Below are 18,385 nucleotides of genomic sequence, written 5' to 3'. Positions count from 1 at the left end.
TAATTCTTTTACACTTTTTTACTTTGGAATTTACAGAATTGTATTAAATTTGCACCCGCATCTTTTAAGAGATGCACGTTCATAAACTTGCGAAAATAGCTCAGCTGGTAGAGCGCCACCTTGCCAAGGTGGAGGTCGCGGGTTCGAATCCCGTTTTTCGCTCTGCGAAATGTTGTTCAGCAACATTTTTAAAAAAACCAAGTATGCTCGAGTGGTGGAATTGGTAGACACGCCGGACTTAAAATCCTGTGCTCTTTGGGGCGTGCGGGTTCAAGTCCCGCCTCGAGTACTAAAACCCTTATTATTTAATCTTAAATGATTGATAATGAGGGTTTTTTATTTTTATAGTTGTTTCTATTCCCGACATATTCCCGACTTCTAAGTTTTTAGAACTATATTCAAAGTAAAGAGATGATTAATCTTATATTGAAACATGTCTATTTTTAATGTAGTTACTCAGTTGTATAACTGTTAATTCTCAGCAGTAAACGTTAATTTTTTGCCATTATTTGCAATTTTTTGTAATTGAAAGAGTTCAGTTAAGACTAAATTATAGTAAATTGATAAAGATCACTTTATCGAATAAAGAATAGTAATACATTAATATCAACTAATAATTTGTATAATATCAAAATTGATACGTATTATTGTAAAAAATATGGGGAGATGGAAGAACTAACTAAATTAATGAAATCGCATTTCGAAACCCTTAATCAAAAGGAGTTTGATAACGATTGGAAAGAAATCAAAAGTAAGTCATGTTCTAGTGAATTTGATTTAGATGAATTAATAAAACATCAATATTCCTTTAAATATTCTGCTGAATTAATTATTCCAGAAAAAAAGAAATTAAATTTTCTAAATTCAATTAATAATCCGAGTTTTAACTCGGATTTTTTATTTTACAACTATGACAACAGACGCAGCTTTTTCATTTGAATCATATAAGTTCGATAAGGTTTTAATAGATTTTCAAAATATTGGTTTAAACAATTTGGATGTTAAGTTTGAGCCGACGGGTATTTTTCATAAGGAAGAGTCTAATTTTGAACTTCAAATTAAGTTTATTGCAACAACGCAAGAAAGTCTATTGTTTGTCGAAATTATAGCAATTGCAAATTTTGCATTTGAGAATGTTAATGTGTTGGAAGAGATACCATCTTTCTTCTATAGAAATGCTATTGCAATTTTCTTTCCTTATTTAAGAGCATATGTTAGTTTGGTTACAAATCAGGCGGGGCATTCTGCTTTTATTTTGCCAACTTTAAATCTATCAAAATTAGAAGAACCATTAAGAGCAAATACAATTATTAAATAATTTCAAGTTTGCTGAAAATTAAGATTTACCATACCGTACAAGATGCTAATGGTCCTGATTATATTGAGGACAATATTCCTTTTAAAAGCAAATCAGAAAACTGTTGGGCGGGTGAAGGATATTATTTTTGGGAGAAATATATTGAACACGCTCATACTTGGGGAAAAGTTCATTATAATAATAAATATGTTATTTGTGGCGGGACGTTAGAAGCAAAGTTAGAAACTTGCTTCGACTTATTAGGGAATACTGATCATCTGCAGTATCTAGAAAATATGAGAGAAGAGTTTCTGAAAGCATCTAAAAATGATAGTGTGACTTTAGAAAATGTTGTTGCATATGCGAGACTAAAAGGATTTTTTCCTTTTGGTATTATTAGAATGGCAGAACAAAATAAACATAAGCAACAATCCAACGATGTTAACTTAATGAAGTTAAAAGCTTCAAATACTAATCCTTCGCATTTAGCCTTAAAACCTAAAATAGTTATTTTTATAAAGGATATTTCAAAGTTTAATGTCTCCAATTTAAAAATAGAATATCCAGATCATTATGTTCAGGGTTATGTTGCTTAATACACTGATATTTTATTATTGATTTAAAAATGATTTTTAAAATCCTTTAAATCACAATATTTATTTAGTGTTTCACCACCCACAAAACTACCTATTTCTAAAATCTTATTTATGTTATTATCATAAATAACCTCAACCCAGAAATAAGAGATTGAATAGAGGGCATAGATAATTGTACCATCTTTAACCGAATCTACAAACTGACCTTTGGTGAAAACTGTATCATATTTCTCATGGTTTGATAATATGTTGAAGTCGTATATTCCCATTCCAATATATCTTATTTTTTTGATTGCTTTTGTATTGCTTTGAGTAACCTTTCTTTCAGTTTTTTAGGTTTCACTCCTGGTGCTTTCATTTGATTATCGTAACGTTTAAGTATAGAGATTTCATCATCGAATCTTTTCTGCTTTGAGTACATTATTGCCAGTTTTTCATAATACCCGGGAGCAACTCCACAACCATCGTGTTTGGATTCTTCTTCTGTTAATTGACAGCAATGCAATAGCATTTTTTCCGCTTCGTCCAATTCACCACTGTTAATCAATGATTTAATATCTTCTAAGTATTCGCTATAATGCATGGGTTGAATGATTAATTTAATCAAATATTTAAAGGCATTGCTTCATATGATTCAATTAACAGGTTGCATTTGTAAAGTTGATTCTTAAGACTATCAATTTCCTTTTTTAATTTCCGGTTCTCCATTTTCAAATCATCTGGTTCAGATTTACAACTCAGTGTCAATATTGCAATTCCGATTATAAAGCCATACATATTTTTTCTAAACATGGTCAAATTTGATTTGATTCTAAATTAATTGAATAATCGTTAAAGTCAATCGGTTTTGGTTTTAACTTCCTATTTTTGGATTATATCCATAACAACTTGGAAAATATCCATATTGAAAAGAGCAGAACCATATCCATTAACTAAGGAAGATATCGAAAAACTTGTAAAAGATTCTTGTATGACCTGTATAGGTTATATCAAGGTCATTAATTATGGCGGTTCTTATGCATTGGTAAACAAAGGAATCTATGTTGTTTATAAACAAGGGCATCCGGAAGTAGTAAAGAAAAATCGGAAAATACTGTGTTCTATAATTTTAAAGTTGATTAATAGATATTTAAATTTTGAACACAACGGTTATTCATACTCATTTAACAATGGAACTTGGAACAGGGTTAAAGAGAAAACGGTATAAAATAGTTTTAAAATAATTGCAGTATGATACTAGAAGACATTGAAGATTTTGGGGCGTATATTAAAACTACTCGCATGAAGTTTGGTATTAGTCAGACTTACATTAGTAAAGAATCAGGGATTACTAGGAGCATAATCAGTAATATCGAGAATTGTAAGGTAAAAGATACTCGGTTAAGTACCGCAATAAAGATTATCGGTGCACTCAATAGGGGATTAATGCCAATAGACCTCAACGAATTAAATAAAGACGTGTAGGCGTGTGTTTGGGTCAATCATTAACACATTATCACAATTACCGAAATGATACCCTTAAAACGGCTTATATCATTTAATGCATTAGTGGCTTAAAATATAACTTTCACCTTTGGCTAGCCTTTATATTTGTTAGAAACTGCATCCTAATCGAATCAGTCAATAAATCAAATGAATAATTTTAAATTGTTATGTTTGGTTTACGTTATCCTGTATTGCAGTAAGTACAATTGTTTATTAATGATATAACTAAAGATCAAATGAAAAAGTCTAATCTAACTCTAATATTAATCTTTGTTTGTACTTACTGCTTTAGTCAAAATTATTCAGGTGCTTTAGGTACCTCCGGTTACTTAACCTGTGATGAACTTGAAGAAACAATTGTCAAAAAAACAAAATTTAAAAAAGGTTGGGATGACTATGAGTTGAAATCAAGTTTTCTTGAAAAAGTTAAATTTTATGAAAGTAAATTCTTTTACACATTTGCTTTAGTCAAATTCAAGGATAACGAGAGTACATATGTTTTCTGCGGAATATCAGATGTTCACTCCGCTATGTTTGAAGTATTTCTAGGAAAAGATGGACATAGCACCGGAAAACTATTCCATGAATATATTAGCCCCTATAAATGTGATTGTAAATAGTTATTAGTAAAATTTGATATATAATTAGGTACCTGTTTTGATATACACATATAACAGGCTTATGGTAGAAAAGGAAAACGAAACCCAGCCCCCCAGTACCCTGTAACAGGTGTTTTGGTTTTTTAGATTTCTGACTTTTTTTATATAGAATCATTACTCTAATTTTTAACTACTATTCTTGTTCTCATTCAGTTTTGAACTATTAAATTCTTATAAAATGAATTACATTAACAAAAGTTGATTTGGGTTATCAGGTGGTCTACTGTTCTTACGGTTCCTAATCTGTTTTGACATCATTGAATAGATATCCTTCTCATACTTGTTTTCTTTACCTGTAAGTAATGTTCTCTTAAGTTTCTCAAATGCTTTAGGGTTGTAATTTTCTAGGTACTTTAAACCTGTATTTGAGAGCATCGTTGAGTCTGGTTTTTGCATGCTGATATCGTAGTTGGTAAAAGGGCATAACTTAGGTTTAGAATGTGTAATATTTGATACTATACTTGAATGCTTAAATATTACACATTTTCTAGTTTTGGAATACCGATTAAATTTTACACAGTTCTCATTGAATTGAGATAACAATTCAAGTAATAAATTATCTGAATTAGATTCTATAATTGACTTGAGATTTTTCTTTGGTCTGTCACGTCTGGTTGATTTTAGTTTTAACCAATATCTTGGATTATTATAATCTTTGCATTTGGCTATCTGCCTTGAATTTAAACATGTTTCATCTATCGTATTATCATAGTATAAAACCTTACTCATAAGTTCTTTCAGGTACTTTAGCGCTTTCCCAATACTATTTGGCGTTATATCTTTTAAAGAATGAATTTGTACTTTCTTTTTTAGAAAATCCATTGTAGTAATTTTCACTTCAAACCTTAGTGTTTCAATAGCCATATCGTATTGATGCCCCTTATTATATATTTTAATTATGTATTGTTGGTGTACCGATTGTGTATAGTAATCATTGTACCTATATTCAAATGGTTTTCCTTCAAATAATAGTAAGCCTGTTAAGAATATTTGCGGATTAAAATAAGTTGTTAGGTTAGTTCCTATTTCTATATTTTTAATAATCATATTTTCGGAAGGCACTCCAAATAAGTTTACTAAATTTTTACGGACAAAGTCTAATTCATGATAGTAAAATTGATTTCCGTTAAATCCTTTATACTCCTTTTCTTCACTAAAATTAGGCGCGACTATACCGGTTAAAGAATTGTATAGTTTGTGAATACTACCGGAAAACAAGACCGTACCACTATCATAAACGGTAATTTTACAATGGTGATAGTGTGCTGTTGTAAAAGTCGACAACTCGCCTGTTGATTCGGAAAACTCTCTTTTAAAATCCAATAATGGATGGGTTAGAATCCTCTGTATATCAGGCTCTATAATTAATAACTTTAGGTAGTCTATCACTTGGAAATTAGTATCTTTGATTTGTGGTTACGTTGCTGTAGCACAACATTTTGAACAATTAGAAAGAGGGTAGCGATTTATATTGCACCCTCTTCTTTTATGCTCTATTGTTTAATAAAATTTATGGTAAACCGTTTTGGATTCTTAGGATGAAAATCCTTGAAATAAAAGACTCTCAGTAATTCTTTGTCCTGTCTGTACTCGAATATCAAATAGTTCTTTTGGTTTTCTGTATCCCCGTAAAACCATCTGATTTGACCCACACTAAACATTGCAGTTGTAGGTTGTGCATAATTCCCGTTTTCATCAAGTTCCGAAACCCAATATTTAGTTTTAGTCCTTGCCCTTGCCAAGTCTTGTGCTACTTTGATGTCTTTACCTAGTGGCGTTTCTTGTTCTACTGCAGAATAGATTGTAGTCCCTCCATTATTGGCTAATAAATAGAAATCAAATACCTTGTATTTTATTGCTATATCCATAGTCCTAGTTTTTAAGTTCAACTAGAGTCTTATCTATGTCTGAGCGTAAAAAATACACTCTGGAACCGATACCTTTAGGCTTTAAATAGCCTTTTTTCGTCCAATTATAAATCGTAGAAATATCCACCTTGAACATCTCCGCAACCTCGTTACGGGTTAGGTAGGAACAGGGTTCCTTCGGCTGGAATTTTAATTTGATTTCAGACAAATCATCTTTTAAAGATTGGATGAGGTTTTTGTCTTCTTGTGGTAATTCTAATTTAATTGTTTGCATGAACCTTGTTTTATGATTACAAGGCAATGATATTGTAAGAGTGCTATGTGTGTAAAAGATGTGTAATTCTAATTCTACACAATTTTCATTTATTTAAACCTTTAATGTATTCGTCTAACATCTCTTTTCTAAGCAATGATGTTCTTTTACTGTACGTCCCATTTAATAACTCTCTTGCTGTTTGAAGATTACAACCAAGTAAAAGCGCAAGTAATTTATTTTTTTCAGATTGTAATACATTCAATGGGTTTATGAGTTCATCAACATTAAATATTTTCTTCGCGATATAATATCGTTCTTCAATATTAGGTGCTTTTCCATTTATTAAAATCGAGGACACTTTAGATTTATTACTTTTAGGTACTTTCTCTTTTTCTTCCATAATAACACTTTCGAGCAAGGCTTCTGCTACTCTCAAATTATAAGTTTCAGTTGTAAAGTGTTTTTGTCGTCTGTCCTCGGGACTAAGTTTGTTATCTTCTATTAATATATTTAAAAGTTCTGGGTGTAACTCAATTTCTGTTAATTCCTCTATCATTTTATCATTTTCCTCATCAGTCATTAAAGGCTTATATGATAGAATAACCCTATTTAATTTACTTTGAATAAAATCGCGTAGGTCGGTTATTAGTATTTCCAACCTAAAGAGATTGTTTCCATTTGATCGCTTCTCGAATTCATCAAGTAATTGAGAATTATTAAAGAAACCGGAATCTATATCGTTGAAAAATTTTCGTGTTACACTTATATCAGACATTTGAATTTATAATTACGTTGCTGTTTCAAAAATACAAAACCCCTCATATTAATAAGGGGTTCTATAATCAATTAGGGTTCTTATAGGCAACTACTGCCTTTAGGTGTTGCCATTCCCTATCCGCTTCTTCATCGGTCATATTTTTATGTTTGTCATGAAAGTATTTTACAACCATATCACGACACAGTTTTCTTTTTAACTCCTTCCTTATATCTTTCATTTTAACATCTGTTGCCATTTTCCAAAACTCTTCAATACCGATATTCCATTTTTTCATTACGTGCCTTCTGTACTCTGGGTTATTTCGTGCGGCATTTATAATATCATGGTACAACTGGTCTAGTTCGGATTTAGACCATTCAGAATAATCAAATTGGTTTTCCTTTTCCATTGTAAGAATTTAGATAGGGCTATTTTTTAAAAAGTATACCCAATTCCATTAGGTTTAATTTTAAAAAATTCTCTTGTAATGTAATTTGCCTATTTTCAATTCTTTCTTGTATTTCTGCAGCAAGTTCATTGTCTAATTCTTCCAAACTTTTTTGATTTCTTTTCATGTGATTGGTTTAATTATTGGTTCCTTCCTTAACGATTTCTAATTGAGGTTCTTGTTTGTTCTTTAAAGCCTGTAATTCATAATAATCCGCTATCTGCTGAGCATAATCAAGAGAGTCCTTACCCAAATATTGGGCAAATACCTTTTCTGTTTTATGTGAGGTTATTTTCATTATCAAGGGTGTTGGTAAATTCCCATAGGTAAGGGAGGCGAAAGTTCTTCTCATTATGTGGGATGAACAAACCTCCCATTTTTTATATACGCCCTCTACCCTTCTTTTCTTATCTGAATCATACCTGCGCCCTTTGGTCAATTCATTTATTTCTGCTTTTTTACAAATCACCTTGATATATTCATTGAATTTCTGAATTGAAATAGGTCTCGGAAACCCATCTTTTAATAATTCCTCCGTTTTTGAAAGCAAAGGTATAGTAACATCTGAGCCAGTCTTTTTCTGTTTCAACTCAATAACCTTCAAACCATTTCTAATAATAATGTTATCGTTCGTTAATTTTAATAGGTCTCCTCCTCTTTGACCTATATTACAACCTATCAGCAACCATCTTCTAGCATTGTTTAACGCATCGCCAATTAAATCAGTCTTTTCAATTTGTTCCAGTTCCTTTTCCGTAAAGAAAATAACATAGTCATTTGTAGGCTTACCCCCTTTAATTTTACCTAGTTGCAAACTTACTTCAACACCATCATAGGAAGCATCCTTGCAGACTGTTTTTAAATCATCAATTTTTTTTCTTGAATAACTTTCGGCATATCCTTTTTTATTAATCATCCAATCTAAAAAAGATATACTGAATTTGTAATTAACATCCTTAACCCGAAGAATATTTGCCCCTTGGTAGGAACGTATCATTTTGAGAAGATTTTCATAAGAGTTAATTCTACTTTTTGAAAGTCCAAAATCCTTACGGCTATTTAGTCTAATATTGGCAGTATCAATGACGTACTGTACACATTCTGTTAAAATATCGCTCCTGGTCTGTTCCGGTTTAATATCCCCCTTTATAATTCCAATTTGATTTTCCAACCAACTTGAATTTATCTCGTCCTTTGGAGTATTGTTGAAATTTTGAATTAACTGATGAGATAGATTTAATAAATCAGAATTCAAGTTTTTTAACTCTGCATCCCTTTGGTAAGGTAGTTTCTTTTTTAAGTTCCAGTCTTTAGGATTGATTAAATAACCGGTGCCTTTTGTGTAGTCATGCTTTCTGCCGTGTATAAAACGTAGATAAATAGATGCTGGATTGCCATTACCCTTTACAAGATATTTAATAGTTGCCATAATATTTGAACATTTGAACAATCAAATATAATCAATATCCCGACACCTTCCCGACAATATTACAATATCATTAGATTAAATTAAATAACATTAAATACCTCAATAACTTTATGAACACTTATAAATATGGACATATATCAAATACACCCCTAATCTACTGCATTATAAAACTACAATATATTTAAAGGGTTCAAGTCCCGCCTCGAGTACCACAAACCCCTGAAATCAATTGATTTCAGGGGTTTTTTATTTAATCTACTTAACAGATTGAAGTCAAAAGTTATTTACTAACTTTAGTATTGAAATAGTTTACATGCTAAAAAAAATTCTCAAAATACTCGGATTACTTTTCATACTGTTTGTATTCGTCATTTTTACATGTAATATCATAATTTCAAACACCGCTGACGGAAAAACCTTTACCGACATCTCATCAACACCCAAGAACAGAGTAGGTTTAGTTTTAGGAACCTCAAACAAACTAACCAATGGCTCTCCCAATCCGTATTACACTTATCGTATAAATGCCACCAAAGCATTGTACAATGCCGGTAAAATAGAATTTATACTTGTTAGTGGTGATAATGGCAGTATTTACTATAATGAGCCAGATACCTTTAAAAAAGATTTAATAAAGGCTGGTATTCCTGAGCGGGCAATTTTCTTGGACTATGCAGGTTTTAGGACTTTAGACTCTATGTTTAGAGCAAAGTTTATTTTTGGGTTGAACAATGTTACCGTAATCTCGCAAAAATTCCATAACGAGAGAGCTATTTATATAGCCAAACAAAAAGGGCTCAACGCTATTGGATTTAACGCTCAAGACGTTTCTACCAGTCAAGGCATAAAAGTGCAGCTAAGGGAATATTTGGCACGGGTAAAGGTATTTATCGATATGCTTTTAAATACCCAACCAAAATTCTATGGCACCACTATAGAAATAAAATAGCTTACTTTTAATCTTACCAACCAATCTTATAAGTAATGCCAAGTTTTAAAACAGTACTGAAAAATTTAGGTCCAGGAATCTTATTTGCCAGTATGGCCATTGGCACCTCTCATTTGGTACTATCTACTAAAGCCGGTGCCCAATATGGTTGGCTTATGATAATACCTATTATACTGGCCAACGTATTAAAGTATCCATTTTTTGAATTTGGAGTAAGGTACACTAACGTCACCAATAAAACATTGATAGAAGGATACCTAAACCGTGGTAAAGGTTATTTATGGTTCTATGCCATCATAACATTTGTTACCACTTTTACCATCTTAGCGGCATTGTACACCGTTACTGCAGGGCTATTCATAAACTTGTTTAATATTGGACATAGTGCTATTACTATTGTAGCTTTATCGCTTTTCTTGATCATTAGTGCCCTTTTGATTTTTGGAAAATATAAATTCTTGGAGATTAGTTTAAAGTTTGTAATAAGCATATTGTTCATTGCGCTATTGGTTACAACCGTACTAGTGATTGTCAAAGGACCGGTTGACCATGCATTGGACTTTGAACCACTACCTATTTTCAATGAAGTAGGAATACTTTTTTTAATAGGGTTAATTGGGTGGATGCCCACGACCGTTGAAGCTTCTAGCTGGATTAGCTTGTGGAGCATAGAGAAATGGAAAAATCAAGAAAAGCCAAGTTTAAAAGAATCTTTACAAGAATTTAATATAGGCTATATAATAACGGCAATTCTTGCGGTATTTTTTATGGTCATAGGATGGTATACATTATATGGAACCAACACCCAGCTCAGTAATAATGCCATAAGCTTTGCGGATCAAGTTGTTCGCCTGTTTACTGAGCATATTGGCACCTGGGCCTATCTATTTATAGCAATTTCAGCATTTGCCACTATGTTTAGCACATGCATGACGGCACATGATGCGTTGGCAAGGGTAAGTTTGGATATAATTTCCTTATTAAAACCAAAAGAGAAATGGTATAGTACAAAAAACGCTTACACCACAGGAATACTCATCTTGACCTTCATCAACTTTGTTGTCATTGCCGCGTTTAGCGCAAACATGGGAAATTTAGTTGCTTTGGCCACTTTTGTATCTTTCGTTGTAGCGCCATTAGTAGGTTACATGAATTTAAAAAATGTTACCAGTTGTGATCTTGACCCAAAATTTTGGCCCAATAAGCAGCTAAAATTTTTAACCTATGTAGGAATCTTGTTTCTCTCCCTCTTTGCGCTTTACTATTTCTATATTATCATTTTATAGTAGGCAAGGTTGTTTTCCCTATTCTACTACAAAAAGTGTTCGTTCATTTTGTTTATGAAGAAAATCTAAACAATAAGCGCCATTGGTACAATTGTTTACAATATTCCCTTCTCCATACCCAGTAGCCTCAAGTATATTATGTGAACCCAAACCATTGTTCAACAAATACTGCTTAATGGTATTGGCCCTGTCTTGTGACAATCTTTTATTATACGAACTACTACCCCTACTGTCCGTGTACGAAAGAATTCTTAATCTTATTTGCGGAAAGCGATCTACCGCGTCTATAACTTTTTTCAATTGCCCTTCTACTTGAGCATTCAAAGTTGACTTTCCTTTATCAAAATAAAACTTATCCAATTTAATAACTGTTTTCTCTTCCCGTTCAGTTACCAAATCTTCCATTTTGGCAAGACCCATATTGTAAGAGGAATTTTGAATTTCCTCCATCCCTTCTTCAGAGTAGGTAGTGGAGAAAATAGAATAACCGTCACTCATTGCCTGTATGGTGACCTGAGACATCCATGGCACTTCAATCCTAAAACTTCCGTCCGAATTAGACACAACTTCCTTTAAAATATCTCCATTTTGATTCAACAGTCTTACCTGTGCTCCTTCTAAACCTGCTTTATTTCTTAGATTAACCACCTTGCCACCAAGTGCAAATGTTTTTAATCCTGGTGATTTATCGAGCATAAAGCCATAAAGATCATCACCACCTTTTCCTCCTTTTCTATTTGAAGCGAAAAAACCGGACAATCCATTACCCTCCTTAGCCTTCTGGATTATAAAGCCGAAATCATCGGATACCGAATTGATACCTTCACCTAAATTTACAGGAATGGTATATGTTTCATTAGCTAGGATATTAGATTTATAAACATCCATACCACCTAGACCATAAAAAACGTCGGAAGAAAAATATAAGCTTCCTTCATAGATATATGGAGCTATTTCATTTCCGGGCGAATTTATTCTAGGTCCCAAATTAATTGGAGCAGACATTATTTGACCATTATTGGTGTACACATAATATAGGTCTGTACCACCATAACTATCATCAAAATTTGCCGCAAAATATAATCGTTCAGTAGTATCATCAAAAAATGGATAATAAAAAGAAGTACTTAAATCCTTTAAGATAAATCTAAATCTACCATTTTCTGAAAGTGTACCAATGGCCAAAGCATTCTTCCCATTTTCATCATATCTTAATTCACCATCTTCGGTGTTGGAAAGAATGTAAAAGAACGTGGACAATTTTGTTGAGTAATAAGGTGTTGATTTATGAAACTCGGTAGCCGGTATTTCTTTAAAAGTTTCTACATCTACAAGCGTATTTGTTGAACTTATTCTAGCAAAATAAATATCCAAATACGATTCACCCGTAGGCCCATATACATTTTTTGAATTTCTAGATCTACTACTACTGAATAATATTCCATTTTTATAAAACGCTGGGGAGAAATCTCCCTGAGGACTATTAACCCCTAAATCGCGAATTGTTTTATCTTCATTGCCTGCCGGAATTTCCAATAAGCTATAATTGAACTCTGCGTTTTCTAAAAGTTCTGGAGATAATTTATCCGCTTTTGACCTAAGAAAAGTTTTCACTCTATCTCGTTCTGAATTTTTAGAAAGGCTTTGCAACATTTTATTGAACCTGTTCACAGACATAATAGTGTCATTCTTATTGACCTCTAAATATAGCTCTGAAGCATTATCATAATTACCCGTGCTAAAGTATGAGTCCGCTAAATTCAGTAATTGATGGTTAGTCAATGGTTTCTTTTCCATTTCCTTCTTATACTCTGCAATTGCCTGTTGGTAGCGATATCCATAAAAAAGATTATCTGCCTTGGACTTCTTGTCTTGGGCAAAACCCAAAAGCGGTATAATAATCAGAATTGTTATGAGAAATTTAAATTTCATTATAGTTCTATTTAAAAGAAACGTGGTGAATCTACTTGTTTAGGTTTTCCTTTCGCATTCTTGTCACCACTTCCCTTTGATTTCGCTGCTCCTTGTCTACCTAAATAGAATTTTAGTATTATTTCATGAGAACCATTATTGAACTCACCTAACAAGTTTGTATTGTAATCATAAGAATACCCTGCAAACAATTGGTTTGATATTTGAAAGCCTGCTAAACCACTGAATGCATTGTCTAGACGATAGGATGCACCAGCTGTAAATACATCTGAAATTAAAAAATTACCCGATAAGTTTACATTCACGGGTGAACCTGCAATAGTATTGACCAAAAATGCCGGTTTAAACTTTAAATTATCCGAAAGTTCAAATACATAACCACCAATAAAATTAAATTGAAGTTTGTCTTCAACTATAGATGATACTTCATCATTATACACACCTTCGGTCAAAAAATTAGGAACAGAGGCACCTAAGTACCAATCTTCAGCATACAAGAAAGCACCTGCACCAACGGTTGGATAAAATTTGCTTAACATTTCATCATTAAGGTTCTCACCCGGATTTTCAAAAGTTCCTTTAGAAAAATCAACATTTAAAAAGGAACCTCCTGCATCTATACCAAAAGAAAGTTTAGTCTCATCTGTAACCATAATTTGATATGAATAAGAAACATCTGCATAGGTTTGCGTAGTTGGTCCTAATTGATCACTAACAATGTTTAAACCCAATCCAACTTTTTCATTTTGAAAAGGAAGGTTAGCTCCAAAACGAAATGTACGGGGTGCCCCGGGAATATCTATCCATTGAGCTCTATACAAACCAGAAAACTCAGGGTTTTCTACCGTACCCACATAAGCAGGGTTAAAGCTACCAATATTGTACATGTATTGGGTATACTGCGGTTCTTTCTGTGAAAATACATTAAAGCCTATCAGAGAAAATAGCACTAAGGCAATAGTATAACTAGTTTTATTAAAGTTATAATCCATAATTTATTTTATCTAATAAGCTGTATCCAACCCTTATCCAATGTTTCGGGTCCGTTATTGATACTATAATTCATAATATAAAAATAAGTTCCTTTTGGCACTTCTTTTCCTTTATAGGTACCGTCCCATACATCACCGTCATTTACTTTTTCCGTTTCAAATACCAAGTTCCCGTATCGATCATAAATCTTGATCTTATAATGTAAGGCAACATCAACACCGGTTTCAGGATCTGTACGGTTTATACGCAGTACCTCATTCTGATTATTTCCATTGGGAGAAAATTGGTTGAACAAGAAGCCTGGGTCTGCCGGACTTTTTTCAATCACTTCAACCTCAACGGTAGCCTCATTGTTTAACGTATTACTATCTCTTGGGGTAGACCTTACGATATTTGCCGTATTTGTATACGTACCTTTAGCCGGAACCACAGCCCTGATCCTTAAAGTTGCTGTTTCTTCTCTTTCCAAAGCCGGAATATTCCAATTACCGGTATTCTCATCATAAACACCATTGAAATCAGATTCTGCCGAAACAAACATAAACCCGTTTTCAATTAATATTTGATCATTCACAATAATATCTGTAACTACATCAGATACAGAAATATTGATTACCCTGATTACAAATTCAACTTCATCTCCCACTAATACCTTATCCGGTCTAGCCTCTTTTGAAATTCTTAGGTCTACACCTTCTGGAGCCTCAGTACTTAAATCTACCGTAGCTTCATCATTATCAGGATTATTATCCGTTGGTATAGATTCTAATAATACAGCGGTATTTGTGTACGGACCTTGTTCTGCCACAAGAACCGTAATATTCAATTCAACAGAAATACCTGCTTCAAGTTCTGGAATGTTCCAATTACCCGATATTTCATCATAATCGGCAGAATCAGCGGACACAAATTCGAACCCAAGCTCCAATAAATCACCAATTACTATTGACCTCGCCGTTCTATCTGATAAGTTAGTGACCAAAATGGTAAATACGATAGTATCGCCGACCAATGCATCAATATTATCCACTGATTTTAACACTTCTAAATCTATAGGCGCATCGCAATTTGGTGTAGCTACCGGATCACAAGGATCATCTGGATCAGAACCATTTGTTTGTTCATCTAAATCTGAAATACCATCACCATCGCTATCACAACTACCATTAAATCTATTAGGTATACATGGATTATTATTTGCAGGATCTTGTTGATCATTAACCCCGTCATTATCGGCATCTTCCGTATTGGAATCCAATGCATCAATAATACCATCGCCATCCTCATCTAAAGGGTTATTGATATCATCACCTACTTCCTCACCATCTTCAAGACCATCGCCGTCAGTATCAGGATCATTGGAGTCAGTCCCTAAAACCACTTCCTGACCACCTAATAAACCATCATTATCGTCATCAGTTTCACAATCGCTTACATTGATCGTAACTTCTACGGTAGGGTTTTCACAAGGAGCCGTAGAATCTGTTGTAGTATAACTAAACACATAAGCACCAGAAGTAGCCCCTTCAAACTCAACAACATTAGTAGAGCTAATAGTCATATTATCAGGACCCGATACAAAAATCCACACACCAGGATCCGCACCATTTAACCTAGAATCTAGATCTATTGCCGTAAGTCCGTTTGCTACCACATTACATATAGAACCATTTGTTGCTGTCCCGACTGAAGCCTGAGACCCGATTCTTGCTACTACAGGTTGTCTTTCAGTAGTACATTCATTCTCGGTAGCCTCAACATAATACGTAGCAGTAGCATTCAATGAAGGTGTCGTAAACGTTTCACCGGTGGCGATCGGAGTAACAGCATCTAAAGAATCATACCAATTTACAGAGGCGCCATCACTAGGTTCTACACTCAATAATAATGTGCCCGGACCACAACGTTCATTATCGTTAATAACCGTCAATTGTGGCAATACATTACGAACAATTTGTACTTCTATAGTACCACTTGCACAATTATTATCTTCATCATAGAAAAAACCATAATAAGACGCTGGCAAATCAACATCTTGAGCCTCTGCAACGGTTAGATGCGAATTCGTATTTAACGGATTGGAAACCCTACTCCAGGTTAAAACCGTTCCCGCAGGTGCAGTACTAGAAGTATAATCAAATAGATTAGCCGAAAAGGGATCATCAGCATTTTCAACGCAATAAATATTTGAAACAGACTCGTCTAAAATTGGCGCTGCCACACAATTATCATCATCCTGTATAGTACCAGTAGCCGTACCGCCATTAGCACGCTGAACATTATTGGTAGGTATACCTAATTGAACCGTAAATGTCTCTGTATTTTCTAAAACTGCATCGTTAATTATGGGAACCGTAATTATCTGTATTTCACCAGCATCACCATCAAAAGTAAGTGACCCATTGTTACCAATATAATCTACACCTCCGCCTTCTGCTGTTTCGTCAAAAAAGGAATATGAAACCGTTGTACCACCAATAACCTCTAAATCCAATTCCACTTCAAAAACCATTTCACCGGCAGCATCGTCTTCATTTAATGATTCGTTAGAAATTGTTAATGTCGCTTGGTCATTATCCTCAATTTCAACTGTAGCCGATTGCGTAGCAACCGAACCTAAAGAATAACCAGTACCATTTTGTAATGTAATTATAACTGTTTCCGTACCTTCTTGAATTTGATCATCAATAGGCGTAATTAACACTTCGGCTTCTTGCTCCCCATTTGGAATACTTACAGCGTTTGTACTACTTGCAGAGAAATCAGTTCCGACATCTGATGTTCCGTCAATTAAGAATTCAACTATAATAGGACTACCAGTATTATTCTCCTCATTTAATCTTATGTTAAATTCACCTGTAGAAACAGAACTAGCATTTTCCGCAGCAGTTCCGTCTGAAGCTGTAATTTGAGCGAAATACTCAATATCATCACTAACTATTGTAACAGTATCACTATTTGGAGAACCAACCTCATAACCAGTGCCTGCAACAAGATTCAAAATAACCGTTTCATTGCTTTCAACATCAGTGTCATTAATTGGAACAATTAAGATTTCAACTTCATTTTCCCCATCCTCAATTATTGCCGAACCACTCAATGTTTCAAAATCAACCCCCGAAGTTGCAGAACCACTTAGAGTATAATCTATTTCAATATTTGAACCAGAATTATTTACACTATTAAGACTTATCGTAAATTTTCCATTAACCAATGGATTTTCTCTTGCTGTAGCGTCAGTAGAAGCGACGGACGCAATATACGCGTCATCATCAATATTTATTACAGCAACATTAGCAACATCACCCCCGGACAATACATTATAATTAGCATCGGCAGACGTAACATTACCCGTAATAATTGTATACGAAATATCACCATCAACAATAGCATCATCTACACCAGTTACGGTAACAAGGGTACCAGTATCCCAATCTGCAGCAGGAATAGTCACCGAACCAGGTACAGTTCCCTCATCTTCATTATTACTTGACAATACAATTGACACATCTGCGGTAGGTTGAGAATCTAAAGTAATATTAAAAGTTGCCGTTGAACCATCTTCTCCCGTATCACCACTAATTGCACTTACACTTACACCTGGAAAATCATCATTGACAATTGTACCTTTTGACGCCCCCCCCAAATTAACATTCTCATTATTAACACCTGTTATTTCTGCCTCGAATGTCTCATCATCTTCCACAACATTATCATTTCCGGTTGGTACTGAAAAAGTTTGCAATGTAGAACGTGCCGGAAAAGTAATTACCTGAGCGTTACTATTATAATCTTGTGGATGATCTATACCTGCCCCCCCTCCTATTGCATCTCCTCCAGAAAACTCGACTTCTACTTCATAGTCATACTGCACGGGCTCATCTGAAGTAATCGTAAAGACTAAACCATTGCCTTCATCGTCAATAGCATCACTTAAACTTAAGGTTGCAAAATCATTATCTACAATTTCCAAAGTTGCAGTATTTGCAAATGGATTGATTGTTGTAGTTCCAGAAGATGAAATCAAATCAAGTTTTATAATTTCATCACCTTCTACCAAATTATCATCAAAAACGGTAACATTAATAATAAAGCTTAACTCATTGGCAGGAATCACAATAGACCCATTTATTGAAGACCTGTCCCCATTTGCAGCGGAAGTGCCCGCAGTGGCAGTAGACACTGACTGATCTACCAAAACTTCAATTTCAGTATCAACATTTCGCGAAGATGAAAGACTAACTCTAAAAGAACCTGGATTCCCTCCCAACTCACCAGCATCAGAATCTAAAACATTTAAACTTACGAATTGCGCAGAAACACTTTGGGAGAAAACCCCAAAAACCAACATTGTAAAAACAAAGAAAAATTGCTTAAATCGTTTAGTATTCTGAAAATTCAAAAGACTATAGTATATACTTATTTTCATA

20 protein-coding genes and 2 tRNA genes are annotated in these 18,385 nt (G+C 33.8%); 10 read left to right on the top strand and 12 right to left on the bottom strand.

The genetic code is table 11. The features are described from left to right. Positions 1-89: 89 nt before the first annotated feature. From B2Z27_RS05760 to B2Z27_RS05740, 5 genes are all read left to right on the top strand, one after another. Positions 90-162: transfer RNA gene (locus tag B2Z27_RS05760), tRNA-Gly, on the top strand. Between the two features lie 43 nt (positions 163-205). Then, positions 206-289 (top strand) — tRNA-Leu (locus tag B2Z27_RS05755). Between the two features lie 377 nt (positions 290-666). Then, on the top strand, positions 667-939 hold the full coding sequence (locus tag B2Z27_RS05750; protein ID WP_286812903.1) for a hypothetical protein: 273 nt from the start codon (positions 667-669) through the stop codon (positions 937-939). After that, on the top strand, positions 911-1,318 hold the full coding sequence (locus tag B2Z27_RS05745; protein WP_286812902.1) for a protein-export chaperone SecB: 408 nt from the start codon (positions 911-913) through the stop codon (positions 1,316-1,318). The genes B2Z27_RS05750 and B2Z27_RS05745 overlap by 29 nt, the downstream gene beginning before the upstream one ends. Before the next feature lie 8 nt (positions 1,319-1,326). Beyond that, a complete protein-coding gene (locus B2Z27_RS05740) occupies positions 1,327-1,893 on the top strand; it encodes a hypothetical protein (protein WP_286812901.1) in 567 nt (188 codons plus the stop codon). Between the two features lie 23 nt (positions 1,894-1,916). On the opposite strand, the gene B2Z27_RS05735 is transcribed toward B2Z27_RS05740, so the two are convergent. Together B2Z27_RS05735 and B2Z27_RS05730 are read right to left on the bottom strand one after the other, a co-directional pair. Further along, positions 1,917-2,162 carry a hypothetical protein gene (locus B2Z27_RS05735; RefSeq protein ID WP_286812900.1) on the bottom strand — a complete coding sequence of 82 codons (246 nt, stop codon included), beginning with the start codon at positions 2,160-2,162 and terminating at the stop codon, positions 1,917-1,919. Between the two features lie 11 nt (positions 2,163-2,173). Further along, the gene (locus B2Z27_RS05730; protein ID WP_286812899.1) at positions 2,174-2,476 is read right to left on the bottom strand and encodes a hypothetical protein; all 303 of its coding nucleotides are present in this window, start codon (positions 2,474-2,476) and stop codon (positions 2,174-2,176) included. A gap of 321 nt (positions 2,477-2,797) precedes the next feature. Here B2Z27_RS05730 and B2Z27_RS05725 point away from each other — a divergent pair, with 321 nt between their 5' ends. The 3 genes from B2Z27_RS05725 to B2Z27_RS05720 all read left to right on the top strand — a co-directional run bounded on the left by B2Z27_RS05725 (position 2,798) and on the right by B2Z27_RS05720 (position 3,998). After that, on the top strand, positions 2,798-3,100 hold the full coding sequence (locus tag B2Z27_RS05725) for a hypothetical protein (protein WP_286812898.1): 303 nt from the start codon (positions 2,798-2,800) through the stop codon (positions 3,098-3,100). 23 nt (positions 3,101-3,123) lie between these two features. After that, complete coding sequence (locus B2Z27_RS19860; RefSeq protein WP_286827656.1) at positions 3,124-3,357, top strand: helix-turn-helix domain-containing protein; 234 nt, start codon at positions 3,124-3,126, stop codon at positions 3,355-3,357. Positions 3,358-3,614: 257 nt separating this feature from the next. Then, a complete protein-coding gene (locus B2Z27_RS05720) occupies positions 3,615-3,998 on the top strand; it encodes a hypothetical protein (RefSeq protein ID WP_286812897.1) in 384 nt (127 codons plus the stop codon). Positions 3,999-4,220: 222 nt separating this feature from the next. Here the strand turns inward: B2Z27_RS05720 and B2Z27_RS05715 are convergent, their stop codons facing one another. From B2Z27_RS05715 to B2Z27_RS05685, 7 genes are all read right to left on the bottom strand, one after another. Next, on the bottom strand, positions 4,221-5,360 hold the full coding sequence (locus tag B2Z27_RS05715; protein ID WP_286812896.1) for a hypothetical protein: 1,140 nt from the start codon (positions 5,358-5,360) through the stop codon (positions 4,221-4,223). A 170-nt stretch (positions 5,361-5,530) separates the two neighbouring features. After that, the gene (locus B2Z27_RS05710) at positions 5,531-5,905 is read right to left on the bottom strand and encodes a hypothetical protein (RefSeq protein ID WP_286812895.1); all 375 of its coding nucleotides are present in this window, start codon (positions 5,903-5,905) and stop codon (positions 5,531-5,533) included. 4 nt (positions 5,906-5,909) lie between these two features. Then, a complete protein-coding gene (locus tag B2Z27_RS05705; RefSeq protein WP_286812894.1) occupies positions 5,910-6,179 on the bottom strand; it encodes a helix-turn-helix domain-containing protein in 270 nt (89 codons plus the stop codon). Positions 6,180-6,264: 85 nt separating this feature from the next. After that, the gene (locus B2Z27_RS05700; RefSeq protein WP_286812893.1) at positions 6,265-6,936 is read right to left on the bottom strand and encodes a hypothetical protein; all 672 of its coding nucleotides are present in this window, start codon (positions 6,934-6,936) and stop codon (positions 6,265-6,267) included. Positions 6,937-7,003: 67 nt separating this feature from the next. After that, a complete protein-coding gene (locus tag B2Z27_RS05695; RefSeq protein WP_286812892.1) occupies positions 7,004-7,327 on the bottom strand; it encodes a hypothetical protein in 324 nt (107 codons plus the stop codon). A gap of 19 nt (positions 7,328-7,346) precedes the next feature. Beyond that, positions 7,347-7,493 (bottom strand): hypothetical protein, encoded by a 147-nt coding sequence (locus B2Z27_RS05690; protein WP_286812891.1) that lies wholly within the window; start codon positions 7,491-7,493, stop codon positions 7,347-7,349. Between the two features lie 9 nt (positions 7,494-7,502). Further along, positions 7,503-8,795 (bottom strand): phage integrase SAM-like domain-containing protein, encoded by a 1,293-nt coding sequence (locus tag B2Z27_RS05685; RefSeq protein ID WP_286812890.1) that lies wholly within the window; start codon positions 8,793-8,795, stop codon positions 7,503-7,505. A 313-nt stretch (positions 8,796-9,108) separates the two neighbouring features. On the opposite strand from B2Z27_RS05685, the gene B2Z27_RS05680 reads away from it, so the two are divergent. Beyond that, the gene (locus B2Z27_RS05680) at positions 9,109-9,744 is read left to right on the top strand and encodes a SanA/YdcF family protein (RefSeq protein WP_286812889.1); all 636 of its coding nucleotides are present in this window, start codon (positions 9,109-9,111) and stop codon (positions 9,742-9,744) included. Positions 9,745-9,779: 35 nt separating this feature from the next. Continuing rightward, positions 9,780-11,030, top strand: coding sequence for an NRAMP family divalent metal transporter (locus B2Z27_RS05675; RefSeq protein ID WP_286812888.1), 1,251 nt, complete (start codon positions 9,780-9,782; stop codon positions 11,028-11,030). A gap of 18 nt (positions 11,031-11,048) precedes the next feature. Here the strand turns inward: B2Z27_RS05675 and B2Z27_RS05670 are convergent, their stop codons facing one another. Genes B2Z27_RS05670 through B2Z27_RS05660 form a run of 3 tightly spaced genes read right to left on the bottom strand, consistent with a single transcriptional unit; the run spans position 11,049 to position 18,384 of the window. Beyond that, entirely contained in the window at positions 11,049-12,962 is a 1,914-nt protein-coding gene (locus tag B2Z27_RS05670) for an OmpA family protein (protein ID WP_286812887.1), read from the bottom strand. Positions 12,963-12,973: 11 nt separating this feature from the next. Beyond that, positions 12,974-13,954, bottom strand: coding sequence for a PorP/SprF family type IX secretion system membrane protein (locus B2Z27_RS05665; protein ID WP_286812886.1), 981 nt, complete (start codon positions 13,952-13,954; stop codon positions 12,974-12,976). Positions 13,955-13,962: 8 nt separating this feature from the next. Then, positions 13,963-18,384: a Calx-beta domain-containing protein gene (locus B2Z27_RS05660; RefSeq protein WP_286812884.1), complete on the bottom strand. Its 4,422-nt coding sequence runs from the start codon at positions 18,382-18,384 to the stop codon at positions 13,963-13,965. Between the last annotated feature and the right edge of the window lies 1 nt (position 18,385).

This window comes from Maribacter sp. UBA3344, assembly GCF_002362375.1.
In the GTDB taxonomy this organism is placed as follows: Bacteria; Bacteroidota; Bacteroidia; order Flavobacteriales; family Flavobacteriaceae; genus Maribacter; species Maribacter dokdonensis.
The sequence above is the reverse complement of the archived record's forward strand: the minus strand, read 5'-3'. Positions and strand labels throughout refer to the sequence as shown.